The organism is Streptomyces sp. NPDC022552 (assembly GCF_055561875.1).
The window spans coordinates 157,176-173,308 of the sequence record NZ_JBVHGJ010000016.1; the positions used below are offsets into that span (position 1 = coordinate 157,176).

The following is a 16,133-nucleotide window of genomic DNA, read 5'->3' on the forward strand; positions in this document are numbered from 1 at the left end:
GGATTAGCCCATCTCCTCCAACGCCTTGCCCTTGGTCTCCTTCACGTACCTGAGCACGAAGGGGATGGAGAGCACGGCGAAGACCGTGTAGATGATGTACGTGCCGGAGAGGTTCCAGTCCGCGAGGGACGGGAAGCTGGCGGTGATGGCCCAGTTGGCGATCCACTGCGCGGACGCGGCGACGCCGAGGGCGGCGGCGCGGATCCGGTTGGGGAACATCTCGCCGAGGAAGACCCAGACCACCACACCCCACGAGAGGGCGAAGAAGAGCACGAAGACGTGGGCGGCGACGAGCGCCACGACGCCCTGGGTCTCGGGCAGCTTGCCGTCGACGAGGTCCGCGGAGAAGGCCCAGGCCTCGACGGCGAGGGCGATCGCCATGCCGACGGAGCCGACGAGGGCGAGGGGCTTACGGCCCACCCGGTCGACCAGGACCATCGCGATCACGGTGCCGATGATGTTGATGATCGACGTGGTGAACGAGTAGAAGAACGAGCTGGAGGGGTCGATGCCGACCGACTGCCAGAGCGTCGAGGAGTAGTAGAACGCGACGTTGATGCCGACGAGCTGCTGGAAGACCGAGAGTCCGATGCCGACCCAGACGATCGGGAGCAGCTTGAAGCGGCTGCCGACGACGAGCAGGTCCCTGAAGGTGGACTTGTGCTCACGGCGCATGGCCTGTTCGATCTCGGCGACGCGGTGGTCCAGGTTCACCTCATGGCCCTCGACCTCGGAGAGGACCTCCTTGGCCTTGTCGATCCTGCCGACGGAGATGAGGAAGCGGGGGGACTCCGGGATGGCGAAGGAGAGCAGACCGTAGAGCACGGCGGGAACGACCATCACGCCGAGCATCCACTGCCAGGCCTCGAGGCCGCCGATCTCGCCGCGCTGGTCGCCGTCGGCGAGCTGCAGGATGCCGTAGTTGACGAGCTGGGAGATGGCGATGCCGATGACGATCGCGGCCTGCTGGAAGGAGCCGAGGCGGCCGCGGTAGGCGGCGGGGGCGACCTCGGCGATGTAGGCCGGGCCGATCACCGAGGCCATGCCGATGGCGAAGCCGCCGATGATCCGCCAGAAGGCCAGGTCCCAGAGGGCGAAGGGCAGCGCCGAGCCGACGGCGCTGACGGTGAACAGCACGGCGGCGATCTGCATGCAGCGGATGCGGCCGATCTTGTCGGCCATGCGGCCGGCGGTCGCGGCGCCGATGGCGCAGCCGATCAGGGCGATCGCGATGACTTGGGCCAGCGTGCCGGAGCCGATGTCGTAGCGGTCCCGGATGGCCTCGACGGCGCCGTTGATGACGGAGCTGTCGTATCCGAAGAGGAAGCCTCCCATCGCGGCGGACGCCGTGATGAAGATGACGTGGCCGAGGTGGTCCGGGTGGGCGGCTCGGCCTTCGGACGGCGGCGGCGTGGGCGCCTGCGCGGGGCTGGTCACATGGACTCCTACGGGCTCCGGCAGCGTCGCCGGGGCGTGGGGGGCGAGCCCTTCAAGTGGCGCACAACATCACGCCGCCCACCACGTGAAGGTAAAAGCAACGTTGCAGAGACTATGCCTTCACGTTTCGAAGTCAAGAGGTCATGTCATATGACTTAAAACTGAGTTTTGGACCTCTTGTGTTCAAGACTTGAAGTTGATCATCACCGCAGTCGCTGGCTGATGACCTTCGATACCCCGTCCCCCTGCATGGAAACGCCGTACAGCGCGTCCGCGACCTCCATCGTCCGCTTCTGGTGCGTGATGACGATCAGCTGCGAGGACTCCTGGAGCTCCTGCATGATCCGGATCAGCCGCTGGAGGTTGGTGTCGTCGAGCGCCGCCTCCACCTCGTCCATCACGTAGAACGGGCTGGGCCTGGCCTTGAAGATGGAGACCAGCATGGCCACGGCGGTCAGCGAACGCTCGCCGCCGGAGAGCAGCGAGAGCCGCTTGACCTTCTTGCCGGGCGGACGGGCCTCCACGTCGACGCCCGTGGTGAGCATGTTGTCGGGGTCGGTCAGGATCAGCCGGCCCTCGCCCCCGGGGAAGAGCCGCGAGAAGACGCCCTCGAACTCGCGGGCGGTGTCCCGGTACGCCTCGCTGAAGACCTGCTCGACACGGATGTCGACCTCCTTCACGACCTGAAGGAGGTCCGCCCGGGTCTTCTTCAGGTCCTCCAGCTGCTCGGAGAGGAACTTGTGCCGTTCCTCCAGCGCCGCGAACTCTTCGAGAGCCAGCGGATTCACCTTGCCGAGCTGCTGGTACGCCCGCTCGGCCGCCTTGAGCCGCTTCTCCTGCTCCGAACGGACGAACGGGCGGGGCTGGTTGCGCGGATGCTCCGGGTCCTCCGGCAGCTCCTCGCCCTCGGCGGGCGGCGACGGCGGTACGAGCGTATGGGGGCCGTACTCGGCGACCAGTCCGGCCGGCTCGACACCCAGCTCCTCCAGGGCCTTGGTCTCCAGCTGCTCGATCCGCATCCGCTTCTCGGCACCGAGGACCTCACCCCGGTGGACGGAGTCGGTGAGCTTGTCCAGCTCGGCCTTCAGATCCCTGCCCCGGGCCCGGGCGGCGGACAGGCCCTGCTCACGCGCGCCCTTGGCGGCGTCGGCGAGCGCCCGCTCCTGCTCGGCCCGGACGAGGGAGACCTCGACATGGGCCAGCAGCTGCCGGGTGCCGGTGGCGACGGCGGTCGCGACCTCCGCCTCGTGACGCAGCCGGGCCCGCCGCTGCTCCGCACGCGCGCGTGCCTCGCGTTCGGCGCGGGCGCCCCGGTCGAGGGAGTCGGCCCGTCCGGCAAGACCCTTGACCCGTTCCTCGTGCGTACGAAGCTGGAGCCTGGCCTCCATCTCGGTCTGGCGGGCGTTGGCGCCGTCGGCGGCGAGCCGGTCGCGCACGGAGGTGTCGGGCTCCTCCTCGCTCGGCGCCTCCTCGGCGACGAGCAGCCGCTCGGCGAGCTCCTCGGCCTCGTGGAGCGCCTTCTCCAGGGCCTCTTCCGCGCGGGCGGCGGCGGCCGCGGTCCGCTCGGCCTCGCCCGCGGCGCCCCTGGCCTGCCCGGCGAGCCGGCCGAGCTGCTGGGCGACCTGGGACTTCTCCCGGTCGGCGGCGCGGCGGCTCTCGGCCAGCTCCTCGACGAGGGCGGCGGTGGCGCGCCTCGCCTCGGTCGCCGCCTGCTGGGCGCGGGCCAGCTCCTCGCAGCGCGACTCCAGCTCCTCCAGCTCGGCGGCCGCCTCGTCGACGGACGCCTGCACTTCGAGGAGGCTGGGCGCCCCGGCGGAGCCGCCGTGGGCGAAGTGCGCCCCGAGCATGTCGCCCTCGGCGGTCACGGCGGTGAGTTCCGGGTGCGCGTGGACGAGGTCCTCGGCCTCCTCCAGGGATCCCACCACCACGATCCCGTCGAGCAACCGTCGCACCGCGCCCATGAGTTCCTCGGGGCCCCGGACGAGGTCGGCGGCGCCGGGTCGGCCCGCGGTGTCGGACGGGCGCGCCGGGCCCTCCGTCCCGGTGAGCAGCAGCGCCGCGCGGCCCGCGTCCTGCTTGCGCAGGAGGCGCAGGGCCTCGACCGCCGCGGTGGGGCCGGAGACGGCGACGGCGTCGGCCGCCGCGCCGAGGGCGGCGGCGAGCGCGACCTCGTGCCCGGGGGTGACGGTGAGGAGTTCGGCGGCCGGGCCGAGCAGCCCGGTCAGGCTGTCGCGGGCGCCGAGCAGCGCTCCCGTCCCGTCCTTGCGGCGCAGCCCGAGCGAGAGCGCGTCGTGGCGGGCCCGGGTCGCGGCCCGGAGACGGTCGGCCGCGGTGGCTGCCTCGCGGGCGGCCGTCAAGGCTGCCTCCGCCTCGGCGAGGTCACGGCGGGCGGCTTCGTACCGCTCCCCCCGTTCGCTGTCGTCCGCGTCGAGGCCGTCGACCTCGGCCTTGAGCTGCTCGTACTCCTCCTGGGCCGCGACGGCCCGCTCCTGGGCCTCGTCCCGGGCGGCGGCGAGCCGGTCGATCTCGGCCTGGGCGGACGCGGCGCGCGAGCGGGCGGCGCTGACCTGGCCGTGCAGCCGGGCCAGGCCCTCGCGCCGGTCGGCGATCGCGCGCGCCACGTCCTTGAGCCGGCGCTCCTCGACCGCGAGTTCGCGCTCCAGGTCGGCCCGGTGGGCGACGGTGTCCTCCAGAGCCCGTTCGGCCGCCTCCAGGGCGGCCTCCAGCTCGGCCTCCTGCTCGCGGATGCGGGCGGCCTCGCGCTCCATGTCCTCCGGGTCCCGGCCCCGGCGCTCCTCGGGCGGCTGGGCGGTGGCGCTCTTCACGCGCGCGTCGGCGAGCGAGATCGTGCCCCGTACCCGCTCGGCGAGCTGCGAGAGTTCGTACCAGGTCCGCTGGGCGCGCTGGAGCCGCGGGGCGAGCCGGCGGACCTCGTCCTCGAGCTCGGCCTCCTTCGCGAGGGCGGCCCGCAGCTCGTTCTCGGCACCGTCCTTGCGCTCCTTGAGCGCGGCCTCGTCGGCGACCTCGGCCTTCAGGGCCTCCTGGAGGCGTACGAGGTCGTCGGAGAGCAGCCGCAGCCGGGCGTCGCGCAGATCGGCCTGGATGACGGCTGCCCGGCGGGCGACCGCCGCCTGCCGGCCGAGCGGCTTGAGCTGGCGGCGCAGCTCGTCGGTCAGGTCCTGCACGCGCGCGAGGTTGGCCTGCATCGCGTCGAGCTTCCGCAGCGCCTTCTCCTTGCGCTTGCGGTGCTTGAGGACGCCCGCCGCCTCCTCGATGAAGGCGCGCCGGCCCATCGGGTCGGCGTGCAGGACGGAGTCGAGCTGGCCCTGGCCGACGATGACATGCATCTCTCGGCCGATTCCGGAGTCGGAGAGCAGGTCCTGGATGTCGAGCAGGCGGCAGGTGTCGCCGTTGATCTGGTACTCGCTGCTGCCACCCCGGAACATGATCCGGGTGATCGTGACCTCGGCGTAGTCGATGGGGAGCGCGCCGTCGGAGTTGTCGATGGTCAGCGACACCTCGGCACGACCGAGCGGCGGCCGCCCGGTCGTGCCGGCGAAGATGACGTCCTCCATCTTGCCGCCGCGCAGCGACTTGGCGCCCTGCTCGCCCATGACCCAGGACAGCGCGTCCACGACATTGGACTTGCCGGATCCGTTCGGCCCGACGACACACGTGATTCCCGGTTCGAACCGCAGCGTGGTGGCGGATGCGAACGACTTGAAACCGCGGAGGGTCAGGGCCTTGAGATGCACGCCCCCGGACTCTACCTGGGGTTGCGCGTTTCACCCATGAAGGTGCAGGGCACACCCTCGGGTGAGGAGGGGTGTGACGTGGGGGACTCAAGAAAGAAGGGACGCCTGAGCGTCCCTTGCATATCTAGCTGTGCTAGCGAGAGTGTTTCTCACCCTGCCCCGGCACGGGGCTGACTGTCACTGGGATGGTGACGGTCAGGTGAGCGCAGGCTCCGCCTTGGGAACGTCGAGGTCGATGCTGTCGAGCAGCGACTCGCCATGCTGTGCGGCGGCAGCGTTGAGCGCGTCGTTCTCGGACTGAATCCGTACAAGCTCGGACTCGAGGTCCTGGACGCGCTGCTGAAGCCGTCGCATCTCGGCGAGGAGTCGCGGGTCGGAGCCGCCGACGTAACCGAGAAGCGCCTTTGCCATGATGGATGGTCCTCCACACTGAGTGACCGACCGAAGCGGTGTGGGTCGTGAGGGATTTTCGCACCCGCGGTGCTCGGCAGTGCTTCATGTCGTGCCGGTTCTTACTGCCAAACAGCTAAGGTGCGCGGGGCTTCCAGAGTCTCACCAAAAAGTTTGACGGTCAACACGATCACGCCCCGTATCAAGGGGCGACCGGGGGTCTACGGCCGCACAACAGGCGGCTGGACCTCGCAACTCGGTGCCTCAGGGGGCGTAGCGATCATCCTTCCGCGCGCAGCTTGGCATCGCAAGCCCTTCTTGGCAACCATCAGGCCATTTCCATGTCGGCGGCCCTTCGCCGAACGTCCGCCCGAGGGCCGAGCGGGCCATCGGACGGAGCGCCGTCAGGGTGATCGTCAGCGGATCTCGAAGCCGTCGTAACCGCCTCGCGGAGTGCCCCAGATCTCCGTGACTCCGGTTACCCGCCCGGGAGTGTCGCCGGCGCGCAGCCACTCCAGCAGACGGTGGCAATTCTCACTCGGCCCCTCGGCCACGACCTGTACCCGGCCGTCGTCGAGGTTGAGGGCGAAGCCGACGAGGCTTCCGATCTCCATTGCGTTTGCCCTGGTGAACCAACGGAAGCCCACTCCCTGTACTCGGCCGCGCACCCAGGCGGTCAGCCGTACGTCTTCGTTCATGGCTGAACGCTAACGGGCCAATTGCTCAAGGGGCACGTCACCCCCGTGCGTCATGGCGTACAGTCCCGACCGAATGAGGCTCACCCGTTCGGGCGTGCCTCGCCCGAGGACCTTCTACGGGTCCGCGGAAGCAAAGATCAGCAAAGACCAGAGCACAGCCAGCACGCCACAGCCACACGGAACAGTCAGCACAGGACGTCAGGAAGGCAGAGCAGATGGGACGCCATCGTCGCTCCGGCGCCGCGCCCGCCGCAGAAGATTACGCGGCCGGTTCGGACAGCCGGCACCGGGGTATCCGCCGCAGGAAGCGGCCCGTGCGTAACGGGCTGCTCGGCGTGTCCGCCGCGGTGGCGGTCGGCGCGGTCGCCGTCGCCTCGGGCCTGCTGCCCGGCGGGGAGACGCACACCGTGGGCAGCGTCGCCTCCGGCAAGGAGCAGAGCGAGTCCCGGCAGGCTCCGGAGCTGACGACGCAGGGCGGCTCGTCCGCGACGCCGTCCTCCACTCCGCCCACCCCGGGTACGGCTACGCCCACGGGCAAGGCCTCCCCCTCCGCGACCCCCTCGCCGAAGCCGTCCAGGACGACCGCTTCTCCGACGCCGTCGAAGACCGTCGCCAAGCCGTCGAAGACGGCGGCCCCGACGAAGAAGCCCACGCCGCCGAAGACGGCGACGCCGAAGCCCGCGCCGACGACGACGAAGCCCGCGCCGACCCGTACGACGCCGCCGGCCGCGCCGACCCTGAGCCGCGCCGCGGCCGCCGAGGCCGAGGTCGTCCGGCTGGTCAACCAGGAGCGGGCCAAGGTGGGCTGCACCCCGGTGCGCTCGGACGCCGCTCTCGCCGCGCTGGCGGGCGACTTCAGCGCGGACATGGCCGCGCGCGGCTTCTTCGACCACACGGACCCCGACGGCGACACGCCGTGGGACCGCGCGGCCCAGGCGGGCGTCTCCGGCATGGGCGGCGAGAACATCGCCCGCGGCCAGGTGGACGCGGCGGCCGTGATGGAGTCCTGGATGAACAGCGACGGCCACCGCGCGAACATCCTGAACTGCGACTACACGACGCTCGGCGTCGGCGTGCACTTCGCCGACGGCGGCCCCTGGTGGACGCAGGACTTCGGCTTCTGAGCCGTCAGCGGGTAAGGCGACCTCCACGTTCTGACCGAACACCGAGAAGGGCCCCGTCACCGGGTGGTGGCGGGGCCCTTCTTCGCGGGAGGGGATCAGGCGGCCGCGCGGCCGAGGGCGAAGGTGCGCGCGGTGGCGGCGACGCGGCGGCCGAGGTGTTCGGCGGTGGCGAGGTCGGCCTTGTGGACGCCCTCGGGGCCCAGGTCGTTGTGGGTCTGGGCGGCGGCGCCGGCGAAGAAGCCGAGGCGGTTGATGTCGTTCTCGGACGCCTCGGTGGTGTTCCAGCCCGGCTTCAGGCCCAGGTTGACCCAGGTCATGCCGTGCTGGGCGGCCAGGATCTGGAAGAACTGCAGGGTGTGCAGCTTGTCGCCGCTCTTGGAGGCGGAGTTGGTGAAGCCCGCCGCCAGCTTGTCGGTCCAGGTGTCCGTGAACCAGCGCTTCGAGCTGTCCTCGGCGAACTTGTGGAACGCGCCCGAGGCGGTACCCATGTACGTCGGCGAGCCGAACACGATCGCGTCGGAGGCGTCGAGCAGCTCCCACTGGGCGTCGGTGATCTCGTCGACCTTGATCAGGTGGACGGTGGCGCCCGCGTCGAGCGCGCCGGCACGGACGGCCTCGGCGACGACGGCGGTGTGGCCGTAGCCGGAGTGGTAGGCGATGGAGACGACGGGCGGCGTGGACATGGTGGGACTCCTCATCGGCGGGGGGAATGACAAGAAGTAGAGCACTAACTTTTCAACAGTGCAACCCATCAGAGAGCGCATACCCATGGTTAGCGCTGTGCGCGGGTATGGTAGAGGGCATGACTGACGACCTCGTGTTCAACGTGTTCGCCCGAGCCTGCACCTCGCGCGAGACGCTGGAGCATGTGACGGGCCGGTGGGGCACGCTCACGCTCGGCGCGCTCCACGAGGGCACGTTCCGCTTCAACGAGCTGCGCCGCCGGGTCGACGGGGTCAGCGAGAAGATGCTGGCGCAGACTCTGCACGCGCTGGAGCGCGACGGGCTCGTCCACCGCGAGGCGCAGCCGACCAACCCGCCCCGGGTGGACTACACGCTCACGCCACTGGGACGCGAGGTCGCCGAGCGGCTCGTCGGGCTGATCGAGCTGGTGGAGGGCCGGATGCCGGACGTCCTCACGGCGCGGGAGAGCTACGACGAGGAGCGCGCCGCCGCGGCGAGCGTGTGAGCGACAGAAGCGAGCGCGTTGAGCGTGGGAGTGCGCGCGGCCGTCAGGCCGTGGCGCGCGGCGGGCGCTGGCAGCGCGGGCAGAAGTAGCTCGACCGGTTCATCCAGGGACGGCGGCGCATCGGCGTACCGCAGCGGCGGCACGGCTCGTCCTCGCGTCCGTACGCGTCGAGCGACCGGTCGAAGTAGCCGGACTCGCCGTTCACATTGACGTACAGACTGTCGAAACTGGTCCCGCCGGCCGCGAGGGCCGCGTTCATCACGTCCCGTACATGGCCGAGGAGTTCGGCCGAGCGGGGCCGGGTGAGCGTCGCGGTCGGGCGTTCGTAGTGCAGCTTGGCGCGCCAGAGCGCCTCGTCCGCGTAGATGTTGCCGACCCCGCTGATCAGCGTCTGGTCGAGCAGCGCCCGCTTGATCGTCGTACGGCGCAGCCGCAGGGCGGTCTGGAACGCGGCGTCGTCGAACGCCGGGTCCAGCGGATCGCGGGCGATGTGCGCGATGACGTCGGGCAGCCCGTCGGGGGTGTTGTCGTGGAGCGAGAGTCCGCCGAAGGTGCGCTGGTCGACGAAGCGCAGTTCGGTGCCGAGGCCGTCCTCGAACCGGACACGGATGCGCAGATGCTTCTCGTCCGGGGTGGTCTCGGGCTGTACGAGCAGCTGCCCGCTCATCCCGAGGTGGCCGAGGACGGAGGCCTCGGTGTCCGCCAGAGGGATCCAGAGGTACTTGCCGCGCCGGCGCGCGATCCCGAACCGGTGACCCTTGAGGCGGGCGGCGAAGTCCGGGCCGCCGGCCAGGTGCCGGCGTACGGCCCTGGGATGCAGCACCTCGACCTCGCCCACGGTCCGCCCGCCGACCCAGCGCTCGAGACCGCGTCGTACGACCTCGACCTCGGGCAACTCGGGCACGGGACTCCTCCGGAGGGGTACGGGAAAGACGACGCCCGAAGCCTACCGCCCTGGCCGGGACGGCCGGACGTCAGCAGAAGACCCCGCCCGGAGGACCCTCGCGGGCCCCGGGCGGGGTCGTCGGGAAGCAGTGCCGTCAGGAAGGGGAGGGCTTCAGGCCGAGGCCTGGTCCGCGGGGGAAGGGGTGTCGGCGACCTCTTCCGGCGTCGCTTCGGCCGCCGCCTCCGCCGCGGCCTTCGCCGCCGCGAGACGCTCGTCCGCCGCCGCGCGAATCGCGCGCCATGCGGACTCCGCCGCCTGCTGCTCCGCTTCCTTCTTGCTGCGGCCGGTGCCGGTGCCGTACGAGACACCACCGACGCGGGCGGCAGCAGTGAAGGTCTTCTCGTGGTCCGGACCCGTCTCCGTGACGAGGTACTCCGGAACACCCAGACCCTCGGCCGCGGTCAGCTCCTGGAGGCTGGTCTTCCAGTCCAGTCCTGCACCGAGGTTCGAGGACTTCTCGATCAGCGGGTCGAAGAGCCGGTGCACCAGCTCCGAGGCCGCGTCGAGGCCCTGGTCGAGATAGACCGCACCGATCACCGCTTCAAGGGTGTCGGCGAGGATGGATGCCTTGTCCCGGCCACCCGTGCCCTCTTCGCCCCGGCCGAGCCGGATGAAGGAGCCGAGTTCGAGGTCGCGACCGACCTCCGCCAGCGCACGCGAGTTGACCACCGCGGCCCGCAGCTTGGCCAGCTGGCCTTCGGGCAGGTCGGGGTGGGTGCGGTACAGCGTGTCCGTGACCACCAGGCCGAGCACGGAGTCCCCGAGGAACTCCAGACGCTCGTTGGTGGGCAGACCGCCGTTCTCGTACGCGTACGAGCGGTGCGTCAGCGCACGCACCAGAAGGGCGGACTCGAGCTGATACCCGAGCCGCCCTTCCAGAAGCGTGTGGGACGAGGCATTGTCCGTCTTGTTGGACTCAGACATTGCGCCTCTCACCAGCCACTCAGACCGAGAGGACCTGGCGCTTGTTGTAGGTGCCGCAGCTCGGGCACGCGATGTGCTGCTGCTTCGGCTCCTGGCAACGCTCACACGAAACCAGGGTGGGGACCGCAGCCTTCCACTGCGACCGGCGGTGGCGCGTGTTGCTGCGCGACATCTTCCGCTTCGGAACAGCCACGGCTACTTCTCCTGCTTCTCGTCGACGCCAGCTTCGGCGCCGCTCATGTTGTCCTTCTCATCGGTTCCCAGCGAACCGGCGAGTCCCTGCAGTGCCGCCCAACGCATGTCGACGGCATCGTGGTGGTGGTCCGGGTTCTCGTTCAGGTTGGTCCCGCACTCGGAACACAGACCCGCACAGTCCTCCCGGCACACCGGCTGCATCGGCAGTGCGAGCACCACCGCATCACGCAGCACGGGCTCGAGGTCGAACATGCCGTCCTCGAGGGGGATCATGTCCTCGTCGTCCTCGGCTTCGTCGTCCGCGGCCGCCTTGGAGCGGCCCCGGTCGTCGGAGTCGGGGTACGAGAACATCTCCTGGAAGTCCACGTCGAGCTCGAGCTCGACGGGCTCCAGACACCTTACGCACTCCCCTTCGGCCGATGCACGGGCGGTGCCTGTGACGAGCACCCCTTCCATGACCGACTCGAGGCGGAGGTCGATTTCCACCGGCGCGCCTTCCGGCACTCCGATGACCCCTTCGACACCGAAGTTCTTGGGGGCCTCGACCGAACGGGAGATCCGCTGGAGGGCACCAGGACGCCGCCCCAGCTCGTGTGTGTCGAACACGAGGGGGTTGCGGTGGTCAAGGCGCGTGCTCAGGGCTCTTCCTGCTTTCGGATCGTGAGGGGGCTGCCGCGTTCGAATCGGGAGACGGAGCGGGCAGCATGGATCGCGGGCATACGCGCGACCGAAGAGCCAGGATACTGGACGCGTCGCTCAGGACCCAATCCGGGTCCGTGGAGCTGATCGTTCAGTGCCCCTGACCGTGGCCGTGACCCTGCTCGTACTGACGCAGCTGCTCCAGGTCGATCATGCTCGTGTCGAAGAAGCTGGTCTCGTCGAGCGCGGCGGCCTGCGGCTGGTGCTGCGGCGGCTGCTGCTCGTAGCCGTACTGCTGCTCGTACGCGGGCGCGGCGTAAGCCGCTCCGGTTGAGCCGCTGCCTGCAACGGAGTACGGGTCGGGCTGCTGCTGGTACGCGTAGGGGTCGGGCTGCTGGTAGGCGTAGGTGTCCTGGTGCTGGGGCTGCTGCTGGTACCCGTACGGGTCCGGCTGCTGGGCCGGGATCTGCGGGGCCTGCTGCATGACGGGCTGCTGCTGCACCGGCTCGGGGTCCGCCAGCTCGGCGAGGCCGGCCAGGTAGTCGGCGTCGCTGGTGGGCCGGGAGCCGCCGGCCGCGTCCTGGGCGGCCATGTGCGCGCCGAGGTCGTCCGTGGCGATCCGCCCGTGCAGCTTCTGCCGGCCCCGGCCGACGGCCTCCAGGGTCTTGGACAGCACGGCCTCGAAGGCGCCGAGCTTGGCGTCCACGTACTCGTCCGCCCGGTGGATCAGGGTCTGCGGGTCCGCGCTGTACTCCGGGGCGTCCTCGTCGGCGTAGCCCTGCTCGTCCAGGCCGGGGCCGCGGCCGAGCAGCTTCTCGCGGCCCCGGTCGACGGAGCCGATGGTCTTGTTGAGGACGACCTCGAAGTTGGCGAGCTTGGAGTCGACGTAGTCGTCGGCCTCGGCGCGGATCTCCTCGGCCTCCCGGCGGGCCTCGGAGAGGATCCGGTCCGCCTCGTCCTGGGACTGGCGGGCGACCTGGGTGTCCGAGATCAGCGAGCCGCGCTCGGCGTGGGCGGCCTCGATGATCCGCTCGGCCTCCTGGCGGGCGTGCTCGACCATCTGCTCCCGGCCGCCGAGCAGCTCCTGGGCCTGGGCGAGGGAGCCCGGCAGGGCCTCCCGTACCTCTTCGAGCATGGCGAGCAGCTCGGCGCGGTTGACCACGCAGGACGCCGACATGGGCATGGAGCGGGCGTTTGTGATCGTGGAAACGATCTCGTCGAGCTTCTTCTGCACGTCCACCGGGTGCTCGCCACTCTCTACAGCTGGATGGAGACGGACGGGACGACTGTAAGGGCAGTCGTCCCCCGTACGACACCAGGTGACGGACCGTCAGGGACGGTCGCTCGGGGTCACTGCTCGGCGCGCCGCTCGGCGAGGCGCTCGGTGAGCCGGCCGAGGACGGCCGGCGGGACCAGGTGGGAGACGTCGCCGCCCCAGGCGGCGACCTCCTTGACCAGCGAGGACGACAGGAAGCTGTACGTCGGGTTGGTGGGGACGAACAGGGTCTCGACGCCCGAGAGCCCGTTGTTCATCTGCGCCATCTGCAGCTCGTAGTCGAAGTCGCTGACCGCGCGCAGACCCTTGACGATCGCGGGGATGTCCCGCTGCTTGCAGAAGTCGACGAGCAGGCCGTGGAAGGCCTCGACCTCGACGTTGCCGAAGTCGGCCGTGACCTCACGGATCAGTTCGATCCGCTCGTCGACGGTGAACAGCCCTCGCTTGGACTGGTTGATCATCACCGCGACGTGCACGACGTCGTACAGCTTGGAGGCGCGGGCGATGATGTCGAGGTGTCCGTTGGTGATGGGGTCGAATGACCCCGGACAGACGGCGCGGCGCAACTTGGGTCCCTCGCTCTCCGGTCCGGTCATCGTGCGTCTTCGCACGTAGAGGCGGCGCGACCGTACCAAAACGTTCCCTCGCCGTAGCGACGGGCCCGGAGTGATGTGAAACCGGCCGGCCAGGCGAACTCTCCGCCTCGGGTGCTGCGCTCCACGGTGACGACGGCATCGTCGGCGATCCAGCCCCCGGAGCGGAGTGTGAGGAGGATCTCGCGAAGATCGTCGTCCGAGACGGCGTAGGGCGGGTCGAGGAAGACCAGGTCGTACGGGTCGGCGGGCGCCGGTCCTGTCACGATCTGCTCCGCTTTGCCGGTCCGCAGTTCGGCACCGGGGAGTCCGAGCGTGCGGATGTTCTCGCGGACGGTCCGGGCGGCCCGGGCGTCGGCCTCGACGAGCAGGGCGTGGGAGGCGCCGCGCGAGAGCGCCTCCAGGCCGACGGCGCCCGAGCCCGCGTACAGATCGGCCACACGGGCCCCGTGGAGGGTGCCGAGGAGCGACTCCCAGGTGGAGAAGAGGCCCTCGCGCGCCCGGTCGGAGGTCGGGCGGGTGCCGTTGCCGGGCGGCACGGCCAGTCGGCGTCCGCCGGCCGTACCGGCGATCACGCGGGTCATCTGAGGTCCTTGTCCTTGTGCTTCAGGGCTCCTGTGCCTCCACGATATGGCCGGTGGGCGGGGTGTGCCGTCACCCCTTCTCCAGGAACTCCTCCCGCTCCTTGTCCAGGAGCGCGTCCAGGGCGGTGCGCAGCTCGGGGTGGTCGGTGAGGTCGGGGTCGGCCAGGACGACGGCGGTGGCCTCCTCGCGGGCGGCGGCGATGACCTCCTCGTCGTCGATGACGGTGAGCATCCGCAGCGAGGAGCGGACGCCGGACTGGGCCTGGCCGAGGACGTCGCCCTCGCGGCGCTGTTCGAGGTCGATACGGGAGAGCTCGAAGCCGTCGAGGGTGGAGGCGACGGCGCCGAGGCGCTGCCGGGCGGGACTGGCCTCGGGCATCTCGGTGACGAGGAGGCAGAGGCCGGGGGCGGAGCCTCGGCCGACGCGGCCGCGGAGCTGGTGGAGCTGGGAGACGCCGAAGCGGTCGGCGTCCATGATCACCATGGCGGTGGCGTTGGGGACGTTCACGCCGACCTCGATGACGGTGGTGGCGACCAGGACGTCCGCCTCGCCCGCGGCGAAGCGGCGCATGACGGCGTCCTTGTCGTCGGGGTGCATCCGGCCGTGCAGGACCTCGACGCGGAGTCCGGCGAGGGGGCCCGCGCGGAGCTTCTCGGCGACCTCCAGGACGGCGAGCGGCGGCCGCTTCTCGGCCTCGTCCTCGGGGGACGCCTTCCGCTTCTGCTTCTCGTCCTCGTCGTCGCCGATGCGCGGGCAGACCACGTACGCCTGGTGTCCGTTCTCCACCTCCTCCCGCACGCGCTCCCACGCGCGAGCGAGGAAGTGCGGCTTGTCGGCGGCCGGGACGACATGGCTGGCGATCGGGGAGCGCCCGGCGGGCAGCTGGTCCAGGACGGAGGTCTCCAGGTCGCCGAAGACGGTCATGGCGACCGTGCGCGGGATCGGCGTGGCGGTCATGACCAGCAGGTGCGGCGGCTGCTTTCCCTTGCCCCTGAGGGCGTCGCGCTGCTCCACGCCGAAGCGGTGCTGCTCGTCGACGACGACGAGCCCGAGGTCGTGGAACTGGACCTTGTCCTCGATCAGCGCATGCGTGCCGATGACGATCCCGGCCTCGCCGGTGACCAGGTCGAGGAGCGCCTGCCGCCGGGCGGCGGCGCCCATGGAGCCGGTGAGGAGCACGACCTTGGTGGCGTGCTCGGCCCCGCCGAGCATGCCGGCCTGGGCGAGCTCGCCCATCATCTCGGTGATCGAACGGTGGTGCTGCTGGGCGAGGACCTCGGTGGGGGCGAGCATCGCGGCCTGTCCCCCGGCGTCGACGACGGCAAGCATGGCCCGCAGGGCCACCATCGTCTTGCCGGAGCCCACTTCGCCCTGGAGGAGACGGTGCATGGGGTGGTCGGTGGCGAGGTCGTCGAAGATCTCCTTGGAGACCTTCTTCTGGCCGTCGGTGAGGGTGAAGGGCAGCTTGGCGTCGAAGGCGTCGAGGATGCCGCCGGCGGTGGGTCGGCGGGCGACGGCGGGCAGTTGGGTGTCGGCGTGCCGGCGGCGGGCGAGGGCCACCTGGAGGACGAAGGCCTCGTCCCACTTGAGCCGCTGCCGGGCGTCCTCGATGTCGGCCTTCGTACGGGGCCGGTGGACCTTCTGGAGCGCCTCGGGCAGCTCGGCGAGGCCGCGGCCCTCGCGCAGGGCGGGCGGCAGCGGGTCGGCGAGACCCGCCCAGCCGGTGGCGGCCAGGGAGTCCAGGGCGATGGAGACGGACTGCTCGATGGTCCAGGACTCCAGCTGCTTGCAGGCGGGGTAGATCGGCAGCAGTTCGCTCGCGAAGGCCTTGACCGTCTCGTCGCTGCTCTCGGCGTCCAGGAGTTTGTACTCGGGGTGGGTGAGCTGGAGCTTGCGGTTGAAGACCCCGACCTTGCCGGCGAACATCCCGCGCCGGCCCGGCAGCAGCTCCTTCTGGTGGAAGTGGACGCCCCGGCCGAAGAAGACGAGCTGCATCCGCCCGCTCCCGTCGGTGATGGTGACCTCCAGGCGCTGGCCCTTGCCCCGGCCGCCCTTGTTGAAGGTCAGTACGCGGGCGTCGGCCACCTGCGCGACCACCGTGACGTGCTCGTCCAGCGGCAGGTCGGCGAGGGCGGTGAGCTCACCGCGCTCGGCGTACCGCCTGGGGTAGTGGTGGAGGAGATCCCCGACCGTACGCAGGTCGAGGTGCTCGGCCATCACCTTCGCGGTGGCGGCGCCGAGGAGGTTCTTCAGAGGTTCGTCGAGCACTGGCACGCGTTCCATTGCACACCACCGCACTGACACCCGTCCCGCAGGCTGCGGATATCTCCTGGTCACGTCGGCGTCGTGCCCCCTAGGATGACGCGTCTCCCCCCGTGCCGC

At 70.6% G+C, this 16,133-nt stretch carries 15 protein-coding genes; 2 read left to right on the forward strand and 13 right to left on the reverse strand.

From position 1 onward, the window contains the following. Window positions 1-3: 3 nt before the first annotated feature. From ACZ3OF_RS31380 to ACZ3OF_RS31395, 4 genes are all read right to left on the reverse strand, one after another. On the reverse strand, window positions 4-1,437 hold the full coding sequence (locus ACZ3OF_RS31380; RefSeq protein WP_361679052.1) for a sugar porter family MFS transporter: 1,434 nt from the start codon (window positions 1,435-1,437) through the stop codon (window positions 4-6). Between the two features lie 203 nt (window positions 1,438-1,640). Further along, a complete protein-coding gene (smc, locus tag ACZ3OF_RS31385; protein WP_467308154.1) occupies window positions 1,641-5,192 on the reverse strand; it encodes a chromosome segregation protein SMC in 3,552 nt (1,183 codons plus the stop codon). 195 nt (window positions 5,193-5,387) lie between these two features. Then, window positions 5,388-5,603 carry a hypothetical protein gene (locus ACZ3OF_RS31390; protein WP_352190317.1) on the reverse strand — a complete coding sequence of 72 codons (216 nt, stop codon included), beginning with the start codon at window positions 5,601-5,603 and terminating at the stop codon, window positions 5,388-5,390. A gap of 395 nt (window positions 5,604-5,998) precedes the next feature. After that, window positions 5,999-6,280 (reverse strand): acylphosphatase, encoded by a 282-nt coding sequence (locus tag ACZ3OF_RS31395; RefSeq protein WP_361679058.1) that lies wholly within the window; start codon window positions 6,278-6,280, stop codon window positions 5,999-6,001. A gap of 215 nt (window positions 6,281-6,495) precedes the next feature. Between ACZ3OF_RS31395 and ACZ3OF_RS31400 the strand changes: the two genes are divergently transcribed. After that, complete coding sequence (locus ACZ3OF_RS31400) at window positions 6,496-7,404, forward strand: CAP domain-containing protein (protein ID WP_361679061.1); 909 nt, start codon at window positions 6,496-6,498, stop codon at window positions 7,402-7,404. 95 nt (window positions 7,405-7,499) lie between these two features. Here the strand turns inward: ACZ3OF_RS31400 and ACZ3OF_RS31405 are convergent, their stop codons facing one another. Then, complete coding sequence (locus ACZ3OF_RS31405) at window positions 7,500-8,087, reverse strand: flavodoxin family protein (RefSeq protein WP_361679064.1); 588 nt, start codon at window positions 8,085-8,087, stop codon at window positions 7,500-7,502. Between the two features lie 119 nt (window positions 8,088-8,206). Between ACZ3OF_RS31405 and ACZ3OF_RS31410 the strand changes: the two genes are divergently transcribed. After that, window positions 8,207-8,593 (forward strand): winged helix-turn-helix transcriptional regulator, encoded by a 387-nt coding sequence (locus ACZ3OF_RS31410; RefSeq protein WP_361679067.1) that lies wholly within the window; start codon window positions 8,207-8,209, stop codon window positions 8,591-8,593. A 43-nt stretch (window positions 8,594-8,636) separates the two neighbouring features. On the opposite strand, the gene mutM is transcribed toward ACZ3OF_RS31410, so the two are convergent. The 8 genes from mutM to recG form a co-directional block, all read right to left on the reverse strand. Continuing rightward, window positions 8,637-9,497: a bifunctional DNA-formamidopyrimidine glycosylase/DNA-(apurinic or apyrimidinic site) lyase gene (gene mutM / locus ACZ3OF_RS31415; RefSeq protein WP_361679070.1), complete on the reverse strand. Its 861-nt coding sequence runs from the start codon at window positions 9,495-9,497 to the stop codon at window positions 8,637-8,639. Between the two features lie 153 nt (window positions 9,498-9,650). Beyond that, window positions 9,651-10,463, reverse strand: coding sequence for a ribonuclease III (gene rnc, locus ACZ3OF_RS31420; protein WP_467308158.1), 813 nt, complete (start codon window positions 10,461-10,463; stop codon window positions 9,651-9,653). A 19-nt stretch (window positions 10,464-10,482) separates the two neighbouring features. Continuing rightward, window positions 10,483-10,656 carry a 50S ribosomal protein L32 gene (gene rpmF, locus ACZ3OF_RS31425; RefSeq protein ID WP_030496967.1) on the reverse strand — a complete coding sequence of 58 codons (174 nt, stop codon included), beginning with the start codon at window positions 10,654-10,656 and terminating at the stop codon, window positions 10,483-10,485. Window positions 10,657-10,658: 2 nt separating this feature from the next. Then, window positions 10,659-11,297 carry a YceD family protein gene (locus ACZ3OF_RS31430; RefSeq protein ID WP_361679104.1) on the reverse strand — a complete coding sequence of 213 codons (639 nt, stop codon included), beginning with the start codon at window positions 11,295-11,297 and terminating at the stop codon, window positions 10,659-10,661. A gap of 151 nt (window positions 11,298-11,448) precedes the next feature. Further along, complete coding sequence (locus ACZ3OF_RS31435; RefSeq protein WP_361679073.1) at window positions 11,449-12,537, reverse strand: ATP synthase F0 subunit B; 1,089 nt, start codon at window positions 12,535-12,537, stop codon at window positions 11,449-11,451. A 110-nt stretch (window positions 12,538-12,647) separates the two neighbouring features. Further along, the gene (gene coaD, locus ACZ3OF_RS31440; protein WP_361434777.1) at window positions 12,648-13,139 is read right to left on the reverse strand and encodes a pantetheine-phosphate adenylyltransferase; all 492 of its coding nucleotides are present in this window, start codon (window positions 13,137-13,139) and stop codon (window positions 12,648-12,650) included. Window positions 13,140-13,165: 26 nt separating this feature from the next. Next, window positions 13,166-13,750: a 16S rRNA (guanine(966)-N(2))-methyltransferase RsmD gene (gene rsmD, locus ACZ3OF_RS31445; RefSeq protein ID WP_389573859.1), complete on the reverse strand. Its 585-nt coding sequence runs from the start codon at window positions 13,748-13,750 to the stop codon at window positions 13,166-13,168. A gap of 70 nt (window positions 13,751-13,820) precedes the next feature. After that, the gene (recG, locus tag ACZ3OF_RS31450; protein ID WP_467308162.1) at window positions 13,821-16,034 is read right to left on the reverse strand and encodes an ATP-dependent DNA helicase RecG; all 2,214 of its coding nucleotides are present in this window, start codon (window positions 16,032-16,034) and stop codon (window positions 13,821-13,823) included. Window positions 16,035-16,133 lie beyond the last annotated feature (99 nt).